This window comes from Vibrio sp. 1CM8B (assembly GCF_023161685.1).
Taxonomy (GTDB): domain Bacteria; phylum Pseudomonadota; class Gammaproteobacteria; order Enterobacterales; family Vibrionaceae; genus Vibrio; species Vibrio coralliirubri.
Map to the genome: position 1 here is coordinate 63735 of NZ_JALNTU010000005.1, position 25357 is coordinate 89091.

Genomic DNA, 25357 nt, shown 5'->3' on the forward strand with positions numbered 1-25357 from the left:
TTTTATAAGCTTGTGAAAACCAACTAATTTCAGGCTTTGGACCAACTCCGCCCATAGCGTGACCAATCGATATTTTTGACACAAAAAAACCGCTCAACGTTAGAGCGGTTTTAGGTGTCCATGAGATTAGCCGTAAGTTATTTCACAGAGGTCATTAAAAATTGTACGAAGCACCCAGAGTTACTGTGCTAAACGCTACATCTCTACTGCTTGTACGGAGCTTATTGCCATTGAAACTGTAGGTGTAAGTTTCGATATTCACAGCATCTGCTTGAGAAATTAGACGAAGTGTTAGGTTTTCTACTGGGGTGTATTCCACACCAACGCCGAAGCGGAAACCTGCACCTGAATCGTCGCCGTAGAAAGCACCGTTGCTTGAATTTAGATCAACGTAGCTTAAGCCTGCCAATACAAATGGACGGATTGAGTTATCGAAGGTGTAACCTACATTTGCTGCAACCGAAAGTGATGTTGGTGAAAGAAGCTTAGTACCAAATTTTTCGTAATCGGCGTAATCCGTGTAACCAAGTTCGATACCAACGATGCGGTTAAATTGGTAACCACCATAAAGGCTGTACCCCATGCTTTCAGCATCTAAATTGCCTCCGCCATCAGTATCTGAGTCTTGATACACACCAAGGCCTGCGCCAATGTATGGACCCCCCTCAATACCAGCAGCAAATGTAGGAAGCGAAACTAAGCCAGCTAGGCCCAATAGAAATGATGATTTAAGCATGAAAATACCCTTTTTTTGTCTGTCCTACAGCAACGTTGACCAACAGCCAATAGTTTCCGACACTATTTCACCTGTTGCGTTACTGTTTAAAATAAATTAAATAAGCAACTCCAAATGAATAATAAAACACTGTTCATTTACGGAGCGAATGAGAAAGTATCACAAGATTTTTAGGTCATCAAACGAACAATCATAGATATTTAATTAAGTCTTATTTATGAGACGATTGTATTCCATGAGGTGTAACGAGTACTAAAATACGAATAAACCTGATAGTAAACATGAGCATCATCAACATTAAACTTATTATAATCATATTGTTATCGAGCCAATTGAATTTTCATCCGATCTCAAAAACAACCTGAATCTTCATGCCTAAATATAAAAACTCACCCTGTTTCTCTCTTTATCCAATAACAGATATAAAGAGAAGAATGAGTTTTATTTTTGGAGGGGATTTATTTAGAACAGCCTGCTATTAAAATATATTTCAATTTAATCTATATTATTAACGAGCTTCAGCGAGACTAGCCAAGTAGTTATTCGTTAAATAGAAACCGCTGAACTTCTCAATAAAGTCCGCAGGAACGGTTTTATCGGTCAAGCCAGATTCAATCAGCGCCGCTTGCCACTTCTGTACTTTCGGGAAGCCTTCAAGCATATCAAAGCCTGAGCCCTCTTTGATTACTGATGCTCGGTGCAACAGTGGTAGCCAAGCGATGTCGACGTTAGATATGTAATCGCCTTTGAAAAAGTCGCTGTCACCCAGCTTGTTCTCGGCCTTTTGGAAGGATTTTTGAAGGTTTGCTAAACGCGTCTCAAAGGTTTCTTTATCTTTACTGCCCATCGTTCCACATTGTGGCATGTAATGCTTGCTTGCCTGATAAGACCAAGCGCGATCTAGTGCTTTTTGCTCGGCAGACACCTCTTCTATCGGCGCATATTTATCATCTAGGTATTCAACAATTGCATCTGACTCAAAAAGAACCGTTTCATTTTCTGTAATCAAGACTGGCACTTGTCCGTTTGGCGAAATATCTAGGAACCATTGAGGTTTATTATTTAGCTCAATGTATTCAATTTCAAATGGGACATTTTTCATTACCAAAGCACCCATTACACGTTGAACGAATGGGCAGTTTTTAAAGCTAACAAGTTTAATCATGGTGACTCCGAATAAGGTCATTAATTTGTATTTGTACCCCTAAGACGAACGCCAAAACCGAAAGACGAAAAATAATTCTGTTTTTTTGGAAATAATTAAATGCGCAGATAATTAAAGGCAATCACTTTAGATACGCACTTTAAGCAGTCACTTTCGACAGTGCGCTTGAATGCCTAATTACGCACAGCTAGACGATCAAAGATACTGCAATAGATGCCATGATCACGCCAACGACAAATTCCAACACCTTCCACGATCGCGGGTTCTTAAACATTGGAGCCAAGAAGCGAGCGCCATATCCAAGTGAGAAGAAGAACACAAACGACGCCGATACGGCACCAGCGCCAAACAACATTTGGTTAGGTTGATATTGAGTTGAGATAGACCCCAGCAATACCACAGTATCCAAATACACATGCGGATTAAGCCAAGTGAACGCCAAACACATCGCAATCGCTTTGGTTAACGAGTCTTTGGTTTCAGCAGTGGCTTCTAAGGCGTGGTTTTCAGTAAATGCTGAACGGAAGCTTAAGAATGAATAGACACCCAAAAAGATAGCCCCACCATAACGGGCGAACTGTTCAATTTGTGGGAACTGCTTAACAATTGCGCCAAAGCCCGTCACGCCAAAACTAATCAGTAAGGCGTCAGAAATGGCACATACAGCGCAAATGCCAATACGTGTTGGTTCTTAAGCCCTTGCTTTAAAACAAACGCATTTTGAGAGCCAATCGCAAGAATCAACGAAAGACCAAGGGAGAAACCTGCGAAGTAAGTCGACATCTAAGGCTAGCCTCTTAGCGCAACTCAATACTCATAAACTGACTGTGCGGGTCCAACACATAATCCGCAAAGGGTTCACAGTATCCGAAACCAAACTTTTCATACAGGTTACGCGCGGCCTTAAAGTAGTCTTCTGAGCCGGTCTCTAAGCTGATTTTTTGATACTGGCGAACGGCCGCTGTATCTAATACGTGTTGTAAAAGTTGGCTCGCAACACCTGACTTTCGAGCAAACTGCGAGGTTCTCATCGATTTGAGTTCAGCGTGTTGGGTATTCAGCTCTTTAATGGCGACACACCCAAGCAACTGGCTGTTTTTCCAAGCACTGAAAAAGGTAATTTCTGGTGACTTGAGTCCATCTAGATCCAATGCATGGACGCTTTCGGCTGGCGAAGTTGCGTACATATCGGCAAGGTGCTCTTCAAGCAATTCAATGACTTCCCCACCCGACAAGTCATCAAGCTTAATTTCTATTGAAGCACTGCTTTCCAATGTTGTTCCATTTTCCATTGAATCCTGTGCATTTGTTTCTGGCTTCATTGTCTCAACTCTCCTTGTTTGGTGCGCTTATTTTGCTTGAGTGATTTGGCTTTAATTACTGGCCTACTTTCCTGAATTGTTTCCTTTTCAAGAACTCGGTTTGAATCAGTAAAATTACTGATTCATCATAAAATTATAAATGTCACACTGGGTTTACCTAGATACCATATTTTTCCTATCTAGTCTCGTCATAAAAGCGTGCCACAAAGCCCGTAGGTCGCAGCAGCGAGGGAGCAACACCTGTTTCAGTTAACGAATAAGTAGTCAGGCCGATATGAGTATTCAACTAGATCTAACCACCACTATGCCCTGCCAAAACTTCGACTCGGCACAAGGGCGGATGACACTTCAAAACCATCGAATTATTGATGTCGACAACGAGATCGCTCAAATCTTTGGTTATCGAAACCGCGATGAGTTATTACACAATGTTGAATTTGTGTATGCCTTAGTTCCTGACAATTACCAAAACCTAGCCAAAAAACGCTACCTAGAGGCAATAAAAGGCAAGTTTAACAAAGGAAAATTGTACACGGACATTCCAGCTAATGGTCGCAATATCTCCATATTTTGTTTATCACATGTCATTGAACTGAATAACAAACCTGCACTTGAAGTACACGTCATTGACATCACATCAATGTTAGAGGCGCAGCGTAAACGCCACGAAACAGATCTCATGTATCGAAAATTACTCAGTACATCGAAACAAGGTATTTTGATCCACCGAAACTTCAAACCTTTGATGGTTAATCAAGCTTGGGTTGAGCAACAAGGTGCCGAATCTATCGAGCAAGTACTTTCGATGGACTCAATCATTTCAATCATTCCTGAAGAACAGCATTCAAATGCCATCCGGCGGTGCGAGAGCATTCTCAATGGCAATACACCCAACTTCAGCTCTGTAGTATCCAACCATTGCTTTGATGGCAGCTATAAATACTTCAATATTTATGACAATGTGATTAACTGGGAAGGTGAAGACGCCATTCAAGTGATTCTCGAAGAGGTCACAGACAAGGTCTTGTTAGAAAAAGAGTTGCTGCACCGCGCTATGCATGATGACTTAACGCAGGTACTCAATCGCCGCGCCATTTATGATTGGATAAAGAAGCCAGTGAATCAGCAAATAGAAATGTCTTGTATGCTGATTGATATCGATGACTTTAAATTAATAAACGATCAGTTTGGTCACAGTGTTGGTGATGCTGTCATTAAACACTTAGCCGATTCCATTAAAACGCACGTTGAATTACTCAATGGCGTAGTTGGACGTTGGGGCGGAGAGGAGTTTATTGTGTTCATTCCCAACGCGAAACCTGAGCATACCCAAGTCATAGGCGAACGTATCTGCCGTGCTTTTAATAGGCATACTTTTGTTGGATTCAATCGCCGTCAATTTACATCGAGCGTCAGTATTGGCATCACCAACCGATGTATGTGTCATTCACCCAACAACATTAACACGCTAATTCGGGTGACTGATGATGCACTTTATCGTTCAAAGACAAGTGGGAAAAACCAGGTCTCTATCAATGATGATGTGGTTTGCCAGGAAGCTCTTGCTTGAAGCCAGCCAACAGATAATGAAAGTACAGCGACCAAGAATTAAAGCTCCTATATTGAACGATATTTGATTGCGATTTTCCAATTTCGGTATATGATGCGCCACCCTAATTTTTCAGCTTATGCTGCAGGCAAATATGTCCGCCAACGCACTCTATACCGACCTATCCGGTTACTATGATTTAATGTGTGTAGATATTGACTACCAAGCGCAAAGTAACTGCGTACGTAGACTCCATCAAATCTTTGGAAATGAAGGAAAAACACACCTCGATTTAGCTTGTGGCACTGGCCCACACGTTCGTCATTTTATTGATTTTGGTTACCAAAGCGGTGGCCTAGATCTTAACAAGCCGATGTTAGATATCGCAGAAGTTCGCTGCCCGGAAGCCAAGTTCTCAGTACAAAACATGAGTAACTTTGAGGTCACTGAACCACTCGATCTTATCACTTGCTTCCTGTATTCCATCCATTACAACGATGGCCTAGAGAAGCTTAAAGAGTGTATAGAAAGTGTGCATCGCGCGTTAAAGCCAGAAGGTATTTTCTGTTTTAACGTGGTTGATAAAGACAAGATTAGCAACGACCTGTTTGTTAGACACACAACAAACCAAGACAAAGACGATTTCACGTTCCGATCTGGTTGGTATTACTCTGGTCAGGGTGATAAGCAAGCGCTAAAGCTTAGTATCGAAAAAACGACTGCTGGTGAAACTCAAGTGTGGAATGATGAACACCCTATGGTGGCATTCTCGTTTAAGGAGTTAATCGAGATATTGAAGCCCTACTTCGAGGTTAATATCTTCGAGCACGATTACGACAAGCTGATTCCTTGGGATACTCAGTCCGGCAATGCGCTGATCACATGTGTCAAAATCTAGATAAGTAGATACGTGGCGAGTTAAGCCAAACCTATAGATAAAAAAAAGAACCCACACTCGCCGTTCTCCTTATAGAGCATCAGCCAGTGTGGGTTCTTTTATATAAAGCTATCAGTTACTGAACTCTCGATTAGAAGTCCGCTGTCATACCTACGTAGTAAGTACGTGGCTCTTCAACATAACCTAGATATTCTAGTTCTTCAGATACTGACTCGTCCGTTAGGTTCGAAATACCTGCACGCAGTCGTACTGAATCATTCACGTTGTACACTGTGCCGATGTTCAATGTTGTGTATGCGTCTTGAGTTAGGTCGCTTTCGATCTGACGCTCACCACGGTAACGAGCACTAACAAAGGTGTTCAGGTCGTAAGTCGGGCTCCAGTTTAGTTTAACTAAACCCGAGTGCTTGTAACGCTCAAGTAGCTGTTCGCCTGTCGACTTATCTTCAGTATCTAGGTAAGTGTAGTTACCAGAAAACGCCCACTTATCAGAGATTTGATACATACCACCTAGCTCAACACCTTGAATGATTGCTTCAGAGACGTTTTGGTAAGTTTTTGCGCCTAAATTACCCGTTGGTGTGCCGTCAGGGTTTTCACATTGACGAGCACTTTCGTTCCAATCACCGCCTTCTGGACAGTAACCTTCCGTTCTTTCAATCAGGTCATTAATCTCATTTCGGAACAATGCCGCTTCGATATTCCAACGAGGTTGAGTGTAAACTGCCGCCAACTCGTAGTTTAAGCTAGTTTCTGGGCTTAGATCTTCATTACCGACTAACGCACAGCCACCTTTACAGCTTGGTACCTGATAGTCAGATTGGTTTTGAGTCAATGTTGGTGCTTTAAATGCTTTACCCACACCACCCTTGATGATCAGGTCATTCGTTGTTTGGTGTACCAAGTACACACGTGGGCTGAACTCTTCACCGTACAGTTCATGTTTATCTAAACGACCACCAATGGTTGCCGTTAGTTGATCCGTCATTAACCATTGGTCTTGTACAAACAGTGCACCTTGGTAAGCTTCAGATGAACCACTCACTAGGTTCTCTTTGTTGGTCAGCTCGCTCAGTTGGTAATCCATACCAAACGTTAGCGTATGGCTTTCACCAAGATAAGTGGTCGCAGACGCTTCAACAATCTGAGTCAACTCTTCGATATCGCTGCTGAAGTTATTACCCAGATCAGCCGCATCATTGTCAGTCACATTTTCGCGTGAGTAACGTACTTGCGTGTCACCCCAGCTCCAAAAACCGCTGTGTGTAATCGCTTGACTGTTACGTACAACACGCGTGTCAGACTCAATAACTGAGCTTGAGCTCTCAGCCGCTGAATTACGTTCGTCGTCGCTGTAACCAAAATCGAAATCGATGGTTTGGTTATCCGTTGCATGCCATGTCAGGCTTGCAAGCATGCTTAGCGTGTCACGGTCTTCTAAAGCTGTAATATCTTCACGATCGTAGCCAGAGCTGTGTGTACCAGAATATGGTTGCCATGCGTTACGGCTTGTTTGGTTAACAGAAAGGCGAGCAAACAGCTCATCTTCAATCAACGCACCAGAAGTAGTAAAACCAACAGACTGCTCTTGGCCACCGTTGCCATCCATTGGAGATGACGAGTCCATGCTCAGTGTAGAGCTCCAATCATTTTCTGGAGCCTTAGTGATGATGTTGATCGTGCCGCCCATACCATCTGAACCGTAAAGTGCAGACATTGGGCCACGGATAATCTCAACACGTTCGATTGAATCAGCAGGGATAGTAGAAAGGTCGAAGTCGTTACCACGGATGATGGCACTTGCAGAACTTAAACGACGGCCATTCACCATGATAAGTGTGTAGTCTGAATCCATACCACGAATAGAGATCATCTGACGGCCAGCACGTGTGCTATCAAAATCAGACTCAACACTCGTTGATTCAGCAACGATGTCAGCCAAGGTAATACCAGGGCTGTCTTCAATGTCTTGCGCGGTGATAACCGACATTGAAGCTGGCGCTTGTTTTAATGCCATCTCGGTACGAGTTGCCGTAACAACCATTTGTTCATCTGTTGCTTGCGCTTCTTCTTGCGCTAACACGTTAGCTGATAGTGAGGTACAAATAACAGCGACTGCGATCGATAAAGGTTTGCGAATCAAAAGAGATCTCTCAGACATGATATTCATTCTTACATGTGATTAGTAATGATAATGGTTTGCATTAAACAACCGACTACCATTCTTATCAACGAAAGTTTCATACCAAAAATCGATTCTCGTTATTCACCATTCAAATAACGAAAGAGATCCATATTCAACTCGATAGGTGTTCATAACTTTCATTCACCCTGTAGATGGATTATGTATAAAGCTCTTTGAATATATTGCGAACCCAGCGACACATCGGGTCGTTATGAAAGCGCTTATGCCAGTATAGATAGACGTCTTCTGATGGGTGGCGTAACGCTTTAGGCACGCGTTTACAAACAAGATCTCTTTGCTTAGCGGCTTGTTGAGCAAAAGGTGTCGGTAAATGAAAGATGATGTCGGTTGCTTCTGCCATATCCGGTGCAACGTTAAAATTGGAAAGCTGAATTGGAATGGACAGCTGGCGCTGCTTATCAATTAAGCCAAGATCTTTAAATCGACTTTCGATCGATAGCTTCTTATCCCCTTGCAGTGAGATTTGACCAAGTTGGCTATTCAACAAGTCATCAACGGTGATCTCTTTGTCCGCCAAAGGATGGTTTTTACTCATCAACAAACGGTAATCGCGACTAATCACGAACATTCGATACAAATTTTGCTCTGAACTTAATGGCTCGTGGGTCGACAACACAAAGTGCGCATCACCGGATAACAGAGGCTCAAAGTGTCGTTTAGGAATAGAGTCGATATCAACAATCATGTTCGGCGCTTGTTGGCGTATCTCTGCAACCACCTTCGGCAGCAAGTGCGCCACATTAGGCACTAAACCAAAGAAGCGAACCGTACTGTCACTGCTTTGCGGTTCGAATACATCGCCATGCACCAGCTTTTCTAAACGTGTCAGAACCGAATTGAGATCTTGCTTAATAGCTTCTGCTTTTGGCGTTAACTCATAGCCATAAGCCGCTCGCACCAATAGGTCATCATTGAAAACGGTACGCAGCTTTTGCAGGGATCGGCTCACCGTAGGTTGGCTCATATCCAGCGCCAATGCCGTGTTGGAAACATGCTTCTCTTCAAGAAGGTGTTTAAGAATAACGAGTAGATTGAGGTCGACTTGAGCAAGATTCATTATGCAAATATTAACAATATAGAAAATTCAATGTGCGCATAGTGCTATTTCTTAACAAGTAATACAATTGATAATCACTCCTATTTTGATCTAGGGCAATATGCAGACCAGAGTTTAAGGTTAAGTGGGTTTAAAGCTCTAAGTCAGAACTGTTTAAGCATAAAAAAAGAGGCACAATGGCCTCTCTTTGATCGTCTACTTTATATTGCTAGCGTTGAGCTATCAGACTACAGCTTTGTCCAAGCATCTTGCCAGTATTGGCTATCTGCTGGAGCGTAAGACGCGCTTGCACACCATGCCGTGTATGGCCAAGGCTTACATTCGTACAAGCCATTATCGCTGCCGACCACAATGTCACCCGCTGCGTAGTTGGTACCCGCTTCATACGGAGGGTAATCACTTGGAGGAGGTGTTGTACCGCCACCGTCTTTAACAGCGAACGAATCGTTTACCATCACCATTTCACCGTCAGATGCTTTACCGACCACTTCAAGTGCATATTGCCCTTCCGCTACATCGTATAAGTCGATGGTAATAGCACGGCTGTCCGTTACGTTAACCTTAGTTTGCTCAACCACAGTACCTGCACTGTTGATCACCATAGCGGTAACATCTAATGCTTCATTTGATGTCAGTGTCAGATCTAAACGCACGTTGCCGTTATCTGGCGCATATTCTGATTGAAGGCCTGAAACTGCAAGCTCTAAGTCATCGCCCGGATCTGGGTTACCACCACATGAAGAGTCTGAAACTTTTCTCCAAACGCCCCACTCACCTGTTGTTCCTGGCTCTTCGCCGCGAGTGTACCACCCTGCTCCCCACGTTGAACCGTCATGAGATACTTGGTCGCCTTCCACATAAACGGTGTCGGCATCCCATGCCGCAGCACAGTTAGAACCATCAGTCACAGACACTTTACGGTCAGCGGTTACAGTTTGGTTCGCGCTGTCTGTTACGCTATACACAAGCGTGTAGTTGCCGATTTCGTTCACATCGACACTGCCAGTATGTGTGATAGTGCTTGTTAGGTCGCCATCTTCAGCATCATTCGCCGTCACGCCTGCCATAGCATCAAATGCAGTACCCAACACAACTGTTGTGTCAGATACGCCACTAAATACTGGCTTCTGGCTGTAAACCTCTACCGTTCTCGCTTTAGTGGTTTCGTTGTTATCGCTGTCTTTCACTCGGTAAGTTAGAACGTAAGTGCCAATCACACTGGTTTCAACGTAACCTTCAACATCGATTGATGAAGTTAGATCGCCGTCTTCTTTGTCTGTTGCCGTTACGCCATCCATAGGATCAAATGTTGTTTCGTGAAGCACACGGGTATTTTCGACACCTTTTAGAACAGGCTCACCCTCTACTGGTGGTGGCGTTACTTGACCGTGTACAAACGGGCCGTAGTCTTTAATAAACTGCTCGTTGTATTGTTGGCCGTTTTTGTTCGTGCCCATGTCCCAGTTGATAGACCAAGTCATCACACCACGCAGCGGTTGGCCTTGCGCCGTCAGGCTATCAAATGCGTCGTATAAATCTTGTGGCTCTTGCACAAAACCGGTCGCTGCAGCATCGATACTTGAAGGAATACCAAACACGAGCTTGTCATGTGGGATCTTGTGGAAACCACGCGTTCCGTTGATAAGAGAATCAGAAATGTAGTAGATGAACTCTTCTTTTAACGCATCGTTGTTTTGAGCAATCCAACCCACGCCTTCAACCCAGATACCATCGCCACCTTGGTTGTAGAATTGTGGGTTAATCCAGTCGTAATAGCCTTCTAAATTATCAATATAAGGTACGTACTTGCCGCCTGTCGTTAGATACGGGAACTCAGGCGCCATAGTAATAAGGAAGTTTTTACCTTCTGCGCGGTAGTGATCTTTTACCAACTTAAGTGCATCAGGAATCACGGTTTGGTTGTTTGCTGCGGTTACGGCTGCTTGTTCAAGGTCGATGTCTAGGCCATCGAAACCGTAACGCTCAGTTAGACGGATAATCTCATCAGCAAAGGCTCTTTCATCACCGGTTTCTAGCTCTACGTGTGCATCAGCACCACCCAAAGCCAACAATACAGAGCGACCTTGCTTGTTGAGTTCCGAGATTTGGTCAATAAATTGTTCTTCTGAAAGCCCAATGGTTGGGTCCAGTTTAAAAGTTGGGATTCGACCATCAGCCACATCGTAGACCTTCATGAATGACACATTCAAGATGTTGTACATTGGGTTCACTTCATCCAGCGTCACACATGGCGCATTACCACCTTGGTAGCCGCCACCATCACACCAGTTATGCCAATAGCCAACCACGACACCAGAGTCTGGGTTCGTCATATCTGAACCATTCGCATAAACAGCGCCAGACATAGCCGCCATGCCGACCGATACTGCTAATTGTAGAGCTTTACGTTTCAACATTAGTCCCACTTCCTTACTTAACAGCTGTGCCAATCACAACCGAACCAATTCATTGTAATCATGAATGTTTATAGATAAGTAATGGAATTTATAGGAAAAGATGACCTTTGATTTAACTTGTGATTTTAAGTCACAGATTGAATATCAGAATCAACATGATTTTGACTTTTCATTCAAATTGAAATGCTAAAAGCTGTTATTTTCGGTCGAATCCATTGACTGTGCAAATATTTAATCAACCTTAATTCACTAAGATAATTAACCAAAAATATAAAAAATCACCAATAGGAAAAAATGAACTTTAAATCGGCAAAATTCACCCCAAACACGCCGTAATTACTGACCTCAGACCAGATACCATTGCGAGTGACATCACTAAAATAGCGTAGATATAGCCATCATACATGTGCTAGCAATACACACGTATAACGGAATATAGGAGTAAGAATTTGTGGAGTTTTGAATCTATACGTCGAAAATCTTTCAGTTAATCCTCAGTACCAGATGAATAATATGCATCCAATAGTGAAATAAAATTCACCTTATCACGTTCATTAAGTTGATTAATTCCAGCCGCTGCTTTTCTTCCCCCGCCAGTTGCAAAGCTTGAGCAAATTTCGTCTGCACCCGTTCTGTTTGATAATGGTGCCCGTAAGCTCACCGTGTAAGAGTCGCCATCTTGGTTTTTCGTTAATACTGCTTGCGATCGGTTTGGATCTTGATTAACGATTTCATTACCAAATACGCCACTGATGCGCCTTGCCCAAGCCTCACCTGGCAGTTCAAACACACGTGCGACTTCACTTTCATAAACAGGAACAAGGTTTGATAACTGTTGGCGATCATATTGATAAGCTGCTCGTAGTCGATAAAACACAGAGTCTTTATCATCCAAAAGATCAAACGGATTCGGGTATTGATAAAGGGTTTTGTACAGCTCAGCTGGCGTGATATGCAAATCACTGAGTGACGAACCGTAACCGTTGTAGTTAATCAAGGTACCTAGCTCTTCTAAAAACTCTGTGTGAGATTCATCGATTCCATGTTCATCCGCTAGCCGCACGGCCACCGTTTTTAGATTGTCGCCAAAGGCAGCTGCGATTGCCCAAGCCACATGCGCACCATTCAGCCTCTGGTTAATCAGCAAGCTCGTGCAGCACTCTGGCGCGGTATCAATCAGAGTATCTAAATGATCAGAAGTTGGGACATCTCCTGTTCGGTGGTGATCGCAATAAAATACATTGATATTGGTGTCTAGCAGTGAGTGCAATGCAGGCAGGTTTTTCTCCATCGACACATCTAAAACGGTAACGGATGAGACGTCACTTTGCTTGTCCGGATCCATCATTTGAGTAACAACTTGAGAGACCAACTTAATATCACGCTTTACACCTGTAATGAGCACGCTCTCTCTTGGCTCACTTAATCGCAGCTGTAACAACGCGATTATGCCATCTGCGTCTCCGTTGAATACGTCGTAGTGCATGTTGTTCCTCTTCCTATAGATTTAACCGTTTGCCAGAAACGCGCCAATTCGTTTGTGTGTTCGATAGTCTGTCATTATTTTAGTTATATTTCACAGATACTTAAGTCTATTTTGGAATGCCTTATTCTCATTAGATTCAAAAGATAAACACATTAATAATATTGTATGACTTATATCACAGTAAACGAATACGAAAAGATTATAAAATAAGCGCCTCCCACTTAATGATAAAGAGACGAATGAACACTACCACCACTCTTGTTTATGACACTTTGAAAAGCCTTGCTGCTCACGCTCCTGAGCAACATGCCGAGATTCGCCAGCGTTTATATGAGCAGTTGAGCCTGCCATTTAACAAGCAGCTCTCGTTATACGCTAATGTGCTTGGTCCTATCAGCTCAGGTAAGTTAGCGGGTTGCGACAATATTGATAAAGCGGTTGAACTGGCACTGGATGTGCTGGAAGGCCGAAATAAGTAATACCCCCTTTAATACGTAATATAACGGCCCAGATCTTCCCCCAGATCGGGCCGTTTTTTTATTCTTGTCTTTTATCTAACTGATTTTCAGACACAAAAAAGGCGCAGATGACCCACGCCTTTGGTTTAGTTTCTTCTGAATGTTTACGAAGTCTTGAACTGCGCGACCGCTTGGTCCATGTCGTTCGCTTGTTCTGCTACCTTGTCCACTTCAACTAAACAATGCTGCGCCGAAGCGTTATTGTCGTTCGATATAGTGTTCAGCTCAGTGATTGAGTCGCTCACTTGCGCCATTACTGCACCCTGCTCTTCAATCGCTGAGGCAATACGTTCTGAATTACCTTGAATGCTTTCCATATCGCTCAAGATAAGTTGCAAGCTTGCATCCAGCTCTTCTGAATCTTTAAGCGTTAGTTGGCCTTGTTGATTACACTCACCAATCTCTGTCATCGACGCCTGCATCTGGCTTTGAATCGCACTCACCACTGAGGTTATTTCTGTGGTCGATTGGTGTGTTCTGCTTGCTAGTGCGCGTACTTCATCGGCAACCACCGCGAAGCCACGACCTTGCTCACCCGCACGTGCCGCTTCAATCGCTGCGTTCAATGCCAGCAAGTTAGTTTGTTCTGCAATGCCTTGGATGATGTTTACTGCATCGCCGATTTGATCAACATGATGGTTCAGGGAGCTGATCGAATCTTGGCTGCTAGAAAGGCGTTCAGACAACTGAGTAATGTTACTGATCGTATCAACCACCACTTCACGGCCTTTATCGGCATTCACTTTTGCTTGATGAACACCTTCAGCCGCAACCGATGTGCTTTCTGAGATTTCACCTATTGTGAGTACCATTTCTTGCACTGACGTTGTCATGGTAGAGGTATGATTTGCTTGAACTTCAAACTGTTTGATGACTGACTCTAGCTCGTCATGCATGTTCGACGTGCTTTGCGTCAGCTGCAGTGACTTAGATTGAGATGCCGCGATCAAGCCTTCCAGCTGATCAAGCAATTGGTTGAAGTATTGGCCTAAAGTGCTGAGTTCGTCTTTACCATCAAGGTGGGAACGAATAGACACGTCGTTAGAATCAACAATATTGCGAATCACCGAAAGCAGTGACTCAATCTTGCCAATAATAGAACGGACAATTAACCAACTGAACAGAATGATTGACACGAGTAGCGTGACGCAAAGAATGTTGTTGATCAGCGATAGTTTGTCCATCTCTTGCTGCGTTTGTTGGTCTAGCACCGCCGAGAACTCTTTAAATTGAGTTTCGATAGCATGAGAACCCGAACGAGCTTGCCCAAGCAGACCTTCGTTGTGCTTCAAGCCAATCACGCGCTTCTGTTCAACCACTTGACGCGCAGCATCTATCAAAGCAGTTGAGCTTCCAGCACCAGAAGTAATAGAAAGTACACTAGGATCAAACTCCCCCTTCTCAATTAAGTCATTGAACAGGTAAAGTTCGATTTTTTGTTCAGCACTGGCTGTCGCGCTGATGTTATCGAGTAAAACATGAAACTCGCCTAGCAGGCCTTTGTCACGTGCTAACCCATAGACTTCGCTCGCTTTGACTAGGTTAACAAAGCTGGTGTGGTAGGTTTCGATGTCTTCACGTAAGTGTGTGCTGTTGGCCAAACCTAAATCACTGAGCACTGTATCTAGCTCAGATTCAGACGCTAAGAATTTGTTGTAGTTTACGTCGAATTTGTCGAGGTATTTCATATCGCTACGCAGCAAGAAATCTTTCTCGTTGCGGCGAAGGTTGAGCAAACGCACTTCAAGTTCTTTGGTTATTTGTTTGGCTTCGCTCATTTGAGCGGTGGTGTCTGCAAATTGCGATGTGGTAAACAGCAGTGAAATCATGCCGAAGATGGAGAACATCCCCAACGAATAGAGCTTTTTCTTTATGTTCATATACGTGGCTCGTCTTTACTAAATTAACTATGAGTATCTAAATAAATCGCATCAAAGAATGGATATCCAACTTGCGCGACCTGATTATTGTTATGGTTTTTATATCGATAATGAGCGTCTAAAACTGTGGCTTCTAAGTCCACTAGCTATGACGTTCTCAATTGCATTTAAACAGCAAATGAAACAGGCAACTAAAGTTAAATTTATCAATAACACAAATTTATTACATGTACATTAGTTGAATGATAAAAGTGAGAGACAGCTATTTGACGGAGCGTAAAGGCTTGAACACCTTGCTATGTAAGGCTTTGAATTAAAACGCTTTGGACAATTATTGACCTTAGGGTTAGAAATGACACTTTTTTGGCTCATCAGAGGAGCAAGAACGAAGACCAATATTGGAGATTTTGACTTGTTTTTTAAACAGTGAACCCATCGATTGGTGATTGTACAGTCGATCGTAAATGGTAAAAAAAATGGACCTACTCAATTCGAGTCAGGTCCATTTTTGGATTTCTTAATCAATAGCTTTTCAGCTAATTAGTTAGGCTGCGAACTTAAGGCTGACTAAAACGCTTTCACCATCTTGGTTAGGCACTTCAATAACACCGCTTTCTCGTCTTCTTCGATGTCTTGCGTCAGCTCATTAACCAAATTCAAGTGAAGCTGGTTATGGTGAACGTGGATCTTCTGACCTTCATCAGTTAATGCCACCACAATTGCACGACGATCCGTTGGGTGTTCATGGCGTTCAATCAATTCGGCTTTAACCAACTTTTCGATTTGAACAGTAAGTGTACCCGTGGTGATACCCAACTTTTCAGCGAGCTCTTTCATTCTTAACGCGCCATGCATACCAAGTACTTCAATGGTGTGTACTTGAGCCAGGGAATAACCCGTCTCTTTGACAACAGACTGCTCCCACGAAGACATTTTATCGTAGAACTCAGTCAGTATTTGGTTAAGCTGTTCTATATTTCGCATGGTCGTTTGAATGCACTTCAAGAGTAAGATGATTAATCTTATCAAACTTGGCGAGCATTTGTTTATATTCAGAGACGGTTTTATCACTGTTTGATTCAAGAGTAATCGCTGCTGAATAGTGATGCCCACTCACCTTCCACATATGAAAATCAGTGACCGACGCATAAGGCGTTAAGGTTTCGGTCACTGAGGCGCGATAATCTTGGTCGATATTCTCATCCAGCAGGATTGGACTGGTTTGTTTCATAAGGTTCATCGTCCACTTGGCAATCACGAATGCGCCAACCATTCCCATTGCTGCGTCTAACCAATTCCAACCGTAAAACTTACCGAATAACAGTGCAACAATCGCAAGCAGCGAAGTTAGAGTATCCGCCAACACATGCATGTAGGCTGCGCGTAGGTTGTGATCATGATGGTGTCCGTGGTGCTCACCATGTTTATGACCATGGTCGCTGTCGTGCTCATGGCTATGTGAATGACCGTGATTCTTACTATGACTGTGGCCATGCTCGTGTCCGTGATCATGATGGTGATCACCAAGTAAAAACATACTCACCACATTCACAGTTAAACCAATACAAGCAACGATGATCGCTTCATTGAACTGAATCGCTTGTGGGTTAAATAATCGATGCACCGATTCCACCAGCATCAACAATGCCACAATCCCCAATGCAATCGCGCTGGTGTAGCCCCCTAACACGCTGACTTTACCAGTACCGAAAGAGAAACGTTCGCTCTCGGCATTTTTCTTCGCATATCGGTATGCAAATAAGGTGATGCCAAACGCCGCAGCATGCGTCCCCATGTGCCAACCATCGGCAAGTAACGCCATAGAGCCGTAAATAGTACCCGCAACGATTTCGACAACCATGGTAACGACGGTCAATAACAGGACATAGAACGTGCGTTTCTCACCTTGGCTGTTATGTGAAGAAAAGTTGTGTTGGTGACGTGTTGGAAAACTCAAAATGGCGTCCTTAGCTGATGTTTGTGGTTAGATGATCGTTGTTAATAAAAGCCCTTTGATTGACAAGTAATTTGATAATCAAAGTAATTGATTGAAATTTAGTTTGATTATCAAAGTTTGTCAACGATGGATTTTGAAACTCTGATTTGCTGGACGAATAGTTGATGGGGAGCGCTAGGTTGTTTCAGGGCTTGTTTATTCATCAGAAATCGGGCTTTGCAGGGACAAAAAAGCCCACGCGAGGTGGGCTAATTGAAACAAACTCAATGATGGTAATTATTTGCTTTGCAATGAAATAATCTCATCATTCACCCACCCTAACAACTGCTTGGTCGCTTTCGACAACACTTGGTTCTGCCTAACAATATAACCGAGACTGGTACTCGAGAAGTTGGTCAATGGTGTCACTTTTGAATTCAAGTGATGCTTGGTTGATACCGCAAATTCAGGGACAATCGCCACTCCAAAACCGGCTTCTGCCCAGTCGATTTGAGCGTCAACACTCCCTACTTCCATCACCCTGTAATTGGGGAGATTAAGGCTCGGTAAACCTTCATCAATGAAGTCACGCGTTCTCGTATCGTGGCCAAGTAGAATCAAAGTGAGTTCGGGATCAGCTTCTGATCGTTTAATAGCATGATCTGTCGAATCATCAGAACCTTGTAAGTCTATTCCATCGCCTAGTGCACACCATGAAAGCTCTTGCAGCTTGGTAAAATAGAGCGACTCATTTTGCTGTTCTTTGGCTATCACAAACCCGAGATCTGCCTGAGCATTCTTAACCAAACTCGATGCCTGAGACGACGTGGTATTCAACAACGTGAGATCGATACCCGGATATTGCGCTTTAAACTTCTGGAACGGGCGAATCAACAAGAATCGAGAAATGATGTCACTTACGGCAATGGTTAACGTCCCTATTTTAAGGTCGTTAATAGCATTGAGATCGGCCTGACAAATCTGCAGTTCGAGTAGCGTTCTTTGGCTAGTTTCCAATAGCCGCTCACCCGCTTGAGTCAATTGAAATGGACTTCTCTCTATCAACTTTATGCGTGTTTGTTGTTCTAATTGTTTCAGATGCAAACTCACATTAGGCTGCGTCATGTGCAATGCATTGGCCGCTTTCCCGAAATGCTTGTATTCCGCTAGCGTCACAAACGTTTTCAATAAATTAATATCGAGCATAATGTCCTCTCTTTCGTGTTACTTACATCATTCTCTAAAAATGAAGAATGCCCTTCCGTCACTCCCTTCAGTGCGAAATATCCTCACATCGTCATTCCCTGTAGTGAGGGACGAACGTGATAGGGAATCTCGCTTGTGGTTTGAGATTCCAGATACCTCGTTCCTCGGTTCTGGAATGACGGTTGTTTTTAAGTTTTTGTACCAATTATCGTCATTTACTAAAGTAAGAAATAGCCTCACCCCATCATTCCCTACAGTGAGGAACGAACGTGATAGGAAATCTCGCTTGTGGTTTGAGGTTCCAGATACCTCGTTCCTCGGTTCTGGAATGACGCCAAAAAATCGAGTCGACGTTAGGCTCGTCACTTCCAGTTGTAAGGAACTGCAATCGCTTCACTCTCTACTACGAATTACACCCCACCCCGTCATTCCCTACAGTGAGGAACGAACGCGATAGGGAATCTTGTTTGTAGATTAAGACTTTAAGGATATATGGAATCCTTATCAAGATAATAAAGATAATTAATTTCTCTTATCCACCTTGTAGGCCTAACATGATTTCTCAATCAGTTAGGAGAAAAATTATGCCATCTATCGTTGTTGTGGGCGCAAACTGGGGTGATGAAGGCAAAGGCCGCATCGTCGATTTTTTAGCAGACCAAGCTTCTGCTAGCATTCGTTTTCAAGGCGGAAACAATGCGGGTCATACTGTGGTAAATGACTTCGGTACATTCAAACTGCACCAACTACCTAGTGGTATTTTTAATCCTAATTGTACGGCGGTTCTTGGCCCTGGCATGGTGATCAGCCCTGCTGCGCTAACTGAAGAGATTGCAGAAGTACAGGCGGCTGGCATCAAAGTGAAAATGGCGATCTCCGATCGTGCGACACTGTGCCTGCCTTTGCACGCTCTTGAAGATACGCTTGAAGAAGAACGTTTGGGCGATGGCGCTTACGGTTCAACACGTCAAGGTATTGCACCAGCGTACGGCGATCGCGTGATGAAGAAAGGCATTCTTGTGGGTTGGCTGAATCAACCTGAGATTTTAGAGCAGCGTATTCAATTCCTACTTGATTGGAAGATGCCTCAGCTTAAAGCGCTATACCCTCAATGTGATTTCACTCAGACTTCTTCTGAAATGACAGAATGGCTTCTTGAAGTGACTAAAGCTTGGCGCCCGTTCATTTGCAACGTGACAGAGCCGCTTAAAGCACTGCAATCGCAAGACGCGAACCTATTGTTTGAAGCTCAGTTAGGCGCAGGTCGCGACCTTGTCTACGGTGAGTACCCTTGGACAACGTCTTCGAATGTAACCGCAGCTTATGCAGGCATTGGTAGCGGTTTACCTGCCCTTCGCCCTGAGCGTGTTATTGCTGTTGCTAAATCGTTCAGCTCATCTGTTGGTACGGGCACGCTAGTCACTGCAATGGAAGAGCAAGACAGCTTCCGCGAAAGCTCTAACGAATACGGTGCTACAACAGGCCGCCCACGTGATATGGGTTACTTTGATGCTGTAGCAACTCGCAACGGTGTTGACCTGCAAGCTGCGACTGAAATCGCACTGACTAAGATTGATTGCCTGTCTGGTTTGTCTGAACTTAAGATCTGTACTGCTTACTCAGGTGAGCACACAAAGAACCCGATTTGGCCACAAACGGCAGAGCTAAAACCTGTATATGAAGATATGGCTGGCTGGGATGAAGACATCACGGGTTGCCGCACGTTTGAGAGCCTTCCTCAAGCAGCGCAAGATTACGTTACTCGTATCGAAGAGCTGATGGGTGTTCCAATCGTGATGGTATCGGTAGGTCCAGAGCGCGAGCAAATGATCATTCGAGCTTAGTTTAGAAAGCTATTACACATACATCTACATCTAAGCCCACGCTCGTGGGCTTTTTTACGTCTGCATGAACATCTAAATCTTGTTTTTCTTATTGAGGTACATGTTTTCATCGGACGACTTTATTAAATTAATGATATTGAAGCTTCGAGAGTCAGCGATACCACAGCCATATGAAAAGCCGAGTGAAACCTCATCATCACAGCGAAAGCCTTCAATGAAATCATGGAATTCAGCGTGAATTTTTTTGACCAACTCACGAGCATAACCCGGCTCTTCTGAGTGTATGACGACAATGAATTCATCACCGCCAACCCTCGCCGATATCGTGTTGTACTTTGAATTGTTTTTAATGCATGACGCAAAGCCAGATATGTAATCATCACCTTTAAAGTGACCATACGTATCATTGATGTATTTCAGGTTATCCAAATCAAAATACAAACAAACAACCTCTCCATCGCTGATGTTTGCTTTGTTGAACTCATGGAAAAAGCCCCTTCGATTAAGCAGCGTCGTCATGATATCAAAGTGACTGTTTTTGTATAAAATCCTGCTCTCTTCTTTTGACAGGATTTCAGAACGCAATAGCGTCGATATGTTCTCAATCAAGTTAACTTGGCTTTCGGTATACGCTGTTGGGCTTAAATCAAACACCAAGAGCACCGCAAAGACTTCTTCATCTATATCCCTAACAGGAACCCCGCAAAAAGACTTATAGGCATCCTTACCATTCGCAGAAACGGAATCACCACCAGCGTGACCACTTAAATAGACCGTGCGATTTTCGTTATGCACATACTCACAAAAGAGGCTAATTTTGCTCTTATGTTGGTTACACGATATGTTTGAGGAGCTCCACACACTCTCAGAACCAGAGCAACTCAAATCAGAGATCATGATGATGCCCGCATTCGATGCGTCCATTATGTCTCGTATGTTATCCAATATAGATACCCAAGTATCGACATCGATATTTTTTTGCATCCCTTCAGAAGAGAATTTATCAAAAAGCATTAATATTTCTTTAGTATCAGACAGTTAAACTTAATTGAATATTCATTAGTATACGTTGTAACAAAAATCCCAAGAGCGATAATCTAGGGCGGTTTATTACCTAGTACTAAGCAACAACCAAGCAACAACCAAACCCAATCGCGCCTCTTAATTTTCTAAGTCAGCGGCATCGTTCGAAGAGGCCCAAATTTCTGAGCGTCGGTTCTTCGCTCTACCTTCTGGCGTTGCGTTAGACGCGATAGGTTCACTTTCACCAAATGAACGAATAACAAGGCGATTTTTCTCTACACCGTCAGCGATTAAGCCGCCCGACGTCGTAAGCGCTCTTTGTAGGCCCAGCGCTTGGTTATAACCTTCTGCGCCTGTGCTGTCAGTGTGGCCATCCACCGTAATTGAACTGCCGTTAGCCTTCAGCTCACCTGCAAGCTGACTCAATGCTTTGCTGCCCATCGGCGTTAAGTTGTGTTGATCAAAACCGAAATGAAGACGGGCCAACAACCCTTGACGCTCTTGGTTACTGATCCAAGTCTTACAACCGGATTGATTGGTACTTAGATTAGATTGACCTGCCAATGCTTGTTTTAACTCACTGCTATCAGACTGCTGCTCAATTTGTAAAAAGCCCTGTCTGTGTTGCGCGATACCCACGACATCATCAACCCTAACACTATGTTGATATTCACTGAACGCAGTGTCGCAATAGACATTGATGTCTTCTTCCGCATGGGCGATAAGGCTAAATTGCAATGTCGATAAGACGATTGAGCTGACCATTAACTTTTTCATATTTTCCTCTAGTACAACTTAGTTATTCCGCTTGTTTTCGAGCCTTTACGGATGAGTTCTTCTATCTTTTCAATCAATTCATCGAGGTTAGATACATCGATGATGTCTTCATTGGAATCCACCACACAGTCTTGAAAACCACTTTGTTGGGACGCTTGAAAATCGATACCAATAACACCTATGTATAAGCCAGGTATCTCCTCTCTTGCTTTGTCACACATGCCTCGGTCGACAAGTCCTTTGAGGATGCCGTTATTAGGGCTCTCTTGCCCGTCACTCAAAATCAGTAGCATCTTGATTTTCTTGTTGTAAGCCTGTTGTTCTTCTTGATCGGAACTGTTCGGGTCACCATCATGGAGAACTTGAGAGCCTCTCAAAATGCCCTGAAACGCCGCTGTACCTCCGTCTGCCCACATCGAGTTAATCGGGTCTAAATCTGACAGCTTGTTCGATAGCTGAATGTTGGAAAACTGCGATGAATTTGAAGAACCATGCGCGTTGAATAGTTTTGCTCCACTCACACCATAGAAATCAGGCTTTAACCCTGACTTGTCAGTAAACATCGTCGACACTGATGTCGATAAATCTACATAGTTATAAACATCGGCAACGGCGTAACGATCTGCATTGATTACATCCCTTATGCGTTTAGCGTATTTTTGATTGTCCGCCTTTGGATTTGAACAATATGACTGCCAATTAGCACAATTAAGCACCTGATTCTGCGAATACGTACGCCAGTAATCCCAGTCAACATCGTTGTAGGAATAAGGTGATACGTTTGTTTTATAGTTATCTTTGTAGCTCAATTGGCTTGTAGCTCGCGCTTGATTTCCCGAGACGATTTCCCTCGTTCGAACGTTAAAAGGCACAAAGCCAACTCGGTTAAGCAGCTTGTCTCCGGTTGTGTCTTCTCCCGGCTCATGGCACACCTCTATCACTTCGCCACCGACAGAGTCTTGGTCAATCGACGTACAAAGGATCTTGTTTGATATTTCGTCGATGGCCGTTTTCAAATCGTCGATTTTTTTATGTCGATTTGAACCCCATCGCTCATCCATAGAACCGGAAAAGTCCGACACAAACACAATATCGATGTTGTTATCGCCAAGGTAAACTGGGTACTTACGAGCTAACGAACGCCCCGCCAAATCTTGCTGCTGATCAAATGAAGGGATAAAGCTGCTCGCGAACCAAGAGTCGTGCGTGGTCTTGGCATTCACTGTGTATTGAATGTATTCAAGAACACCTGCGCCCTCGTCTTCCGCTTGGTGGAACCGGTCTGCAGAGAGGTTGGTTGATTTAATGTCCCGCACATAGTTTTCGACATATTTGGTTGCTAGCCTACCAGCCTGATCTTGTTGATCTTCAATGGTCACCGCTATCGCCGCCGCCTCTGCAGAGTCTCTTAATCGGCTGGTCTCTTGAACATAACGTGTGCCTTCAACCGCCCAAAAGGTCATGCCCATGATTGGCACGAGCAATAAACCCATCCACACCGCGGCTACCCCTTGTTGTCTTTGGAGACTGAGATGCTGACGATTGATATGGCGGTCATGCTGCATTTTCATTTCATTACCTCCCAGGCATTATTGAAGAAGAGCCAATCTTAACCGTGGTACTGGTGCCAGCGTTGAAGAAGGGTTTGAACCAAGAACTTTGTTCTTCACAAAGGCTGATTCGGTACAGTGGATAAACAACGCCCTTCTCTACTGGAGCCAGATCTGCATGCGCGAGAATCGAATCCGTTTGGCAATTTAAACTTCTATATTTGCTCGATGTGAACTCAGCAACATTCGTTTTATTGGTCAACGACTCAATCTTGATTGCCACACTGTCTACTGGTGTATTGAGCATTCGACTTGCCACTTTCGTCATCTCTAGTAATTCAGTGTCAGTCACGGCTAAGTTCTTTCCTGCCAACACATCTGCCTCAAAATAACGAGTACGCTCTTTGATAACATTGACTAAAGCAAAGCTAGATCGATCAAGCTTGGCACGGGCAAGCAACTGATAGCTCAAGTCCGCTCCAAAAAGATAAACGCCCCATAAGGCCACAAGAATGAAAACTAACTCAATGGTGTACGAACCTTGCTGGCACCTCTTAGAAAGCACACGTTGTTTACGGAGCATCATCTTCCCACCCCTCGTGTTCTAAGTTCAAAACCATGGTGCGTGAAATATCTCTGTCAGCGGCACCGGTGAGTTTAATCACAGGTGTGTAACGATAAGTCACCGCCATTTCAGCTAAGTCGTAATTGAAGTTCAAACCTTGATCTGAGTGGCCTCTGTTCGCGATAAAATCGTCATAGGTTTTGAAGTACTGACCTGCGATAGAGAACCGTGAGCTATCAATTAGAAAACTCCATAGATTGTCATCGTCTTCAATTAACGATCTGAACTTGTTCTCGTACTGCTCGTTGATCCCTTTACCTTCATAGATTTTGGTATTCCTGATGGTTTCTCTAAGCGAATACTCGGTCATATTCACGACATAGATCTGGTAACTCGATTCGAAAATCGCAAAGGTAGCGAAAAACAGAACAAGCGCACCCAACACAAACTCAATCGCCGTGACTCCTTTCTGTTTGTTAAGACGCTTCATCGTTAACTCCTAGTTGAGTTAATTCAGCGGCAATACTCTGGATCTCTTCTGCTGAGAAATCGCCTTTGAGTAACTTTTTGGCCGAATCGATTTGTTGAGTTTTCATCAGCGCGATAGCAAAATTTGCTTTTACGATCTTATTTGCCGGATCTTCTTTTAAAACTGGAGCTAACGTTTCGATCGCCTGTTGATACTCGCCATTGGCCATTTGAATCATCGCAATGTTGTTCTTAACCACGACATCGTCGTAACCACGTAAACGAGCTCGATTAAGCTCTTGGTACGCTTCATCGAATCTTCCAACTTTGGTATATGACACGCCGAGTAACACGTGAATCTGACCTGTTGTATTTCCCGCCTCTATAGAAGCTAGATAAGCAGCAATAGCACTTTCAACGTCATTTTTTGCATCAAACACCTGCCCTTCTAACTGGTACAAGTTGGGATTTTCAAACCCCTCTTTTTGCAAGTGTTGAACATAGAAGTCAGCCGATTCGATATCCCCTTTATGGAAATATGCCCAAGCCAGTTTCTCTTTTACCTCTGGGTCTTCGGAACCTTGTGCTAATTCAGCCTTGTAATAGCTAATGAGGCCGTCATAGTTATTCACTTTTTCCATGCTCGTGACGTCGGCAAGTTGCAAGTCTTGTTGCGACGGTGCTGATTGACAGCCCGACAACACACTAAGCGCTAGACCAATGAGACAGATACGTTTTCCAATCACTGGTAACT

Annotated in this window: 21 protein-coding genes and 1 pseudogene; 4 read left to right on the top strand and 18 right to left on the bottom strand. The window is 43.6% G+C overall.

The genetic code is table 11. The features are described 5' to 3' along the window. Positions 1 to 154: 154 nt before the first annotated feature. From MSG36_RS11690 to MSG36_RS11705, 4 genes and pseudogenes are all read right to left on the bottom strand, one after another. Positions 155 to 736 carry a porin family protein gene (locus MSG36_RS11690; RefSeq protein ID WP_248367957.1) on the bottom strand — a complete coding sequence of 194 codons (582 nt, stop codon included), beginning with the start codon at positions 734 to 736 and terminating at the stop codon, positions 155 to 157. 508 nt (positions 737 to 1244) lie between these two features. Then, positions 1245 to 1901, bottom strand: coding sequence for a glutathione S-transferase family protein (locus MSG36_RS11695; RefSeq protein ID WP_248367960.1), 657 nt, complete (start codon positions 1899 to 1901; stop codon positions 1245 to 1247). Positions 1902 to 2088: 187 nt separating this feature from the next. Continuing rightward, positions 2089 to 2684, bottom strand: a pseudogene (locus tag MSG36_RS11700) (LysE/ArgO family amino acid transporter). Positions 2685 to 2698: 14 nt separating this feature from the next. Continuing rightward, entirely contained in the window at positions 2699 to 3223 is a 525-nt protein-coding gene (locus tag MSG36_RS11705) for a GNAT family N-acetyltransferase (protein ID WP_248367963.1), read from the bottom strand. A 274-nt stretch (positions 3224 to 3497) separates the two neighbouring features. Between MSG36_RS11705 and MSG36_RS11710 the strand changes: the two genes are divergently transcribed. Beyond that, positions 3498 to 4793 (top strand): GGDEF domain-containing protein, encoded by a 1296-nt coding sequence (locus MSG36_RS11710; protein ID WP_248367966.1) that lies wholly within the window; start codon positions 3498 to 3500, stop codon positions 4791 to 4793. A gap of 133 nt (positions 4794 to 4926) precedes the next feature. After that, the gene (locus MSG36_RS11715; RefSeq protein ID WP_029235856.1) at positions 4927 to 5670 is read left to right on the top strand and encodes a class I SAM-dependent methyltransferase; all 744 of its coding nucleotides are present in this window, start codon (positions 4927 to 4929) and stop codon (positions 5668 to 5670) included. Positions 5671 to 5800: 130 nt separating this feature from the next. Here the strand turns inward: MSG36_RS11715 and MSG36_RS11720 are convergent, their stop codons facing one another. The 4 genes from MSG36_RS11720 to MSG36_RS11735 all read right to left on the bottom strand — a co-directional run bounded on the left by MSG36_RS11720 (position 5801) and on the right by MSG36_RS11735 (position 12836). Then, the gene (locus tag MSG36_RS11720) at positions 5801 to 7831 is read right to left on the bottom strand and encodes a TonB-dependent receptor (protein WP_248367969.1); all 2031 of its coding nucleotides are present in this window, start codon (positions 7829 to 7831) and stop codon (positions 5801 to 5803) included. Positions 7832 to 8012: 181 nt separating this feature from the next. Continuing rightward, positions 8013 to 8933, bottom strand: a complete 921-nt coding sequence (locus MSG36_RS11725; RefSeq protein ID WP_050621429.1) for a LysR family transcriptional regulator — start codon at positions 8931 to 8933, stop codon at positions 8013 to 8015. Between the two features lie 227 nt (positions 8934 to 9160). After that, positions 9161 to 11350 (bottom strand): immunoglobulin-like domain-containing protein, encoded by a 2190-nt coding sequence (locus MSG36_RS11730; protein WP_248367972.1) that lies wholly within the window; start codon positions 11348 to 11350, stop codon positions 9161 to 9163. A gap of 487 nt (positions 11351 to 11837) precedes the next feature. Next, positions 11838 to 12836 (bottom strand): DHH family phosphoesterase, encoded by a 999-nt coding sequence (locus MSG36_RS11735; RefSeq protein WP_248367974.1) that lies wholly within the window; start codon positions 12834 to 12836, stop codon positions 11838 to 11840. 239 nt (positions 12837 to 13075) lie between these two features. Here MSG36_RS11735 and MSG36_RS11740 point away from each other — a divergent pair, with 239 nt between their 5' ends. After that, positions 13076 to 13315, top strand: a complete 240-nt coding sequence (locus MSG36_RS11740; RefSeq protein WP_004733935.1) for a PAS factor family protein — start codon at positions 13076 to 13078, stop codon at positions 13313 to 13315. A 143-nt stretch (positions 13316 to 13458) separates the two neighbouring features. Here the strand turns inward: MSG36_RS11740 and MSG36_RS11745 are convergent, their stop codons facing one another. From MSG36_RS11745 to MSG36_RS11760, 4 genes are all read right to left on the bottom strand, one after another. Beyond that, positions 13459 to 15183: a methyl-accepting chemotaxis protein gene (locus tag MSG36_RS11745; RefSeq protein WP_248368321.1), complete on the bottom strand. Its 1725-nt coding sequence runs from the start codon at positions 15181 to 15183 to the stop codon at positions 13459 to 13461. A gap of 618 nt (positions 15184 to 15801) precedes the next feature. Beyond that, complete coding sequence (locus tag MSG36_RS11750) at positions 15802 to 16218, bottom strand: MarR family transcriptional regulator (protein WP_017059185.1); 417 nt, start codon at positions 16216 to 16218, stop codon at positions 15802 to 15804. Then, the gene (gene dmeF / locus MSG36_RS11755; RefSeq protein ID WP_248367976.1) at positions 16196 to 17191 is read right to left on the bottom strand and encodes a CDF family Co(II)/Ni(II) efflux transporter DmeF; all 996 of its coding nucleotides are present in this window, start codon (positions 17189 to 17191) and stop codon (positions 16196 to 16198) included. The genes MSG36_RS11750 and dmeF overlap by 23 nt, the downstream gene beginning before the upstream one ends. Positions 17192 to 17467: 276 nt before the next feature. Further along, positions 17468 to 18376, bottom strand: a complete 909-nt coding sequence (locus MSG36_RS11760) for a LysR family transcriptional regulator (RefSeq protein ID WP_248367978.1) — start codon at positions 18374 to 18376, stop codon at positions 17468 to 17470. Positions 18377 to 18960: 584 nt separating this feature from the next. On the opposite strand from MSG36_RS11760, the gene MSG36_RS11765 reads away from it, so the two are divergent. Next, positions 18961 to 20220 (top strand): adenylosuccinate synthase, encoded by a 1260-nt coding sequence (locus MSG36_RS11765; RefSeq protein ID WP_248367979.1) that lies wholly within the window; start codon positions 18961 to 18963, stop codon positions 20218 to 20220. Between the two features lie 72 nt (positions 20221 to 20292). On the opposite strand, the gene MSG36_RS11770 is transcribed toward MSG36_RS11765, so the two are convergent. From MSG36_RS11770 to MSG36_RS11795, 6 genes are all read right to left on the bottom strand, one after another. Next, positions 20293 to 21234 carry a sensor domain-containing diguanylate cyclase gene (locus tag MSG36_RS11770; RefSeq protein ID WP_248367980.1) on the bottom strand — a complete coding sequence of 314 codons (942 nt, stop codon included), beginning with the start codon at positions 21232 to 21234 and terminating at the stop codon, positions 20293 to 20295. Between the two features lie 147 nt (positions 21235 to 21381). Beyond that, a complete protein-coding gene (locus MSG36_RS11775; RefSeq protein WP_248367981.1) occupies positions 21382 to 22020 on the bottom strand; it encodes an OmpA family protein in 639 nt (212 codons plus the stop codon). Between the two features lie 8 nt (positions 22021 to 22028). Then, on the bottom strand, positions 22029 to 23585 hold the full coding sequence (locus MSG36_RS11780) for a TadE/TadG family type IV pilus assembly protein (protein ID WP_248368324.1): 1557 nt from the start codon (positions 23583 to 23585) through the stop codon (positions 22029 to 22031). 10 nt (positions 23586 to 23595) lie between these two features. Beyond that, complete coding sequence (tadF, locus tag MSG36_RS11785) at positions 23596 to 24153, bottom strand: tight adherence pilus pseudopilin TadF (protein WP_248368327.1); 558 nt, start codon at positions 24151 to 24153, stop codon at positions 23596 to 23598. Then, positions 24143 to 24625 (bottom strand): TadE family protein, encoded by a 483-nt coding sequence (locus MSG36_RS11790; RefSeq protein ID WP_248367982.1) that lies wholly within the window; start codon positions 24623 to 24625, stop codon positions 24143 to 24145. Before MSG36_RS11790 ends, tadF begins: the two co-directional genes overlap by 11 nt. Further along, complete coding sequence (locus MSG36_RS11795) at positions 24612 to 25349, bottom strand: tetratricopeptide repeat protein (RefSeq protein WP_248367983.1); 738 nt, start codon at positions 25347 to 25349, stop codon at positions 24612 to 24614. Before MSG36_RS11795 ends, MSG36_RS11790 begins: the two co-directional genes overlap by 14 nt. Positions 25350 to 25357: the final 8 nt, after the last annotated feature.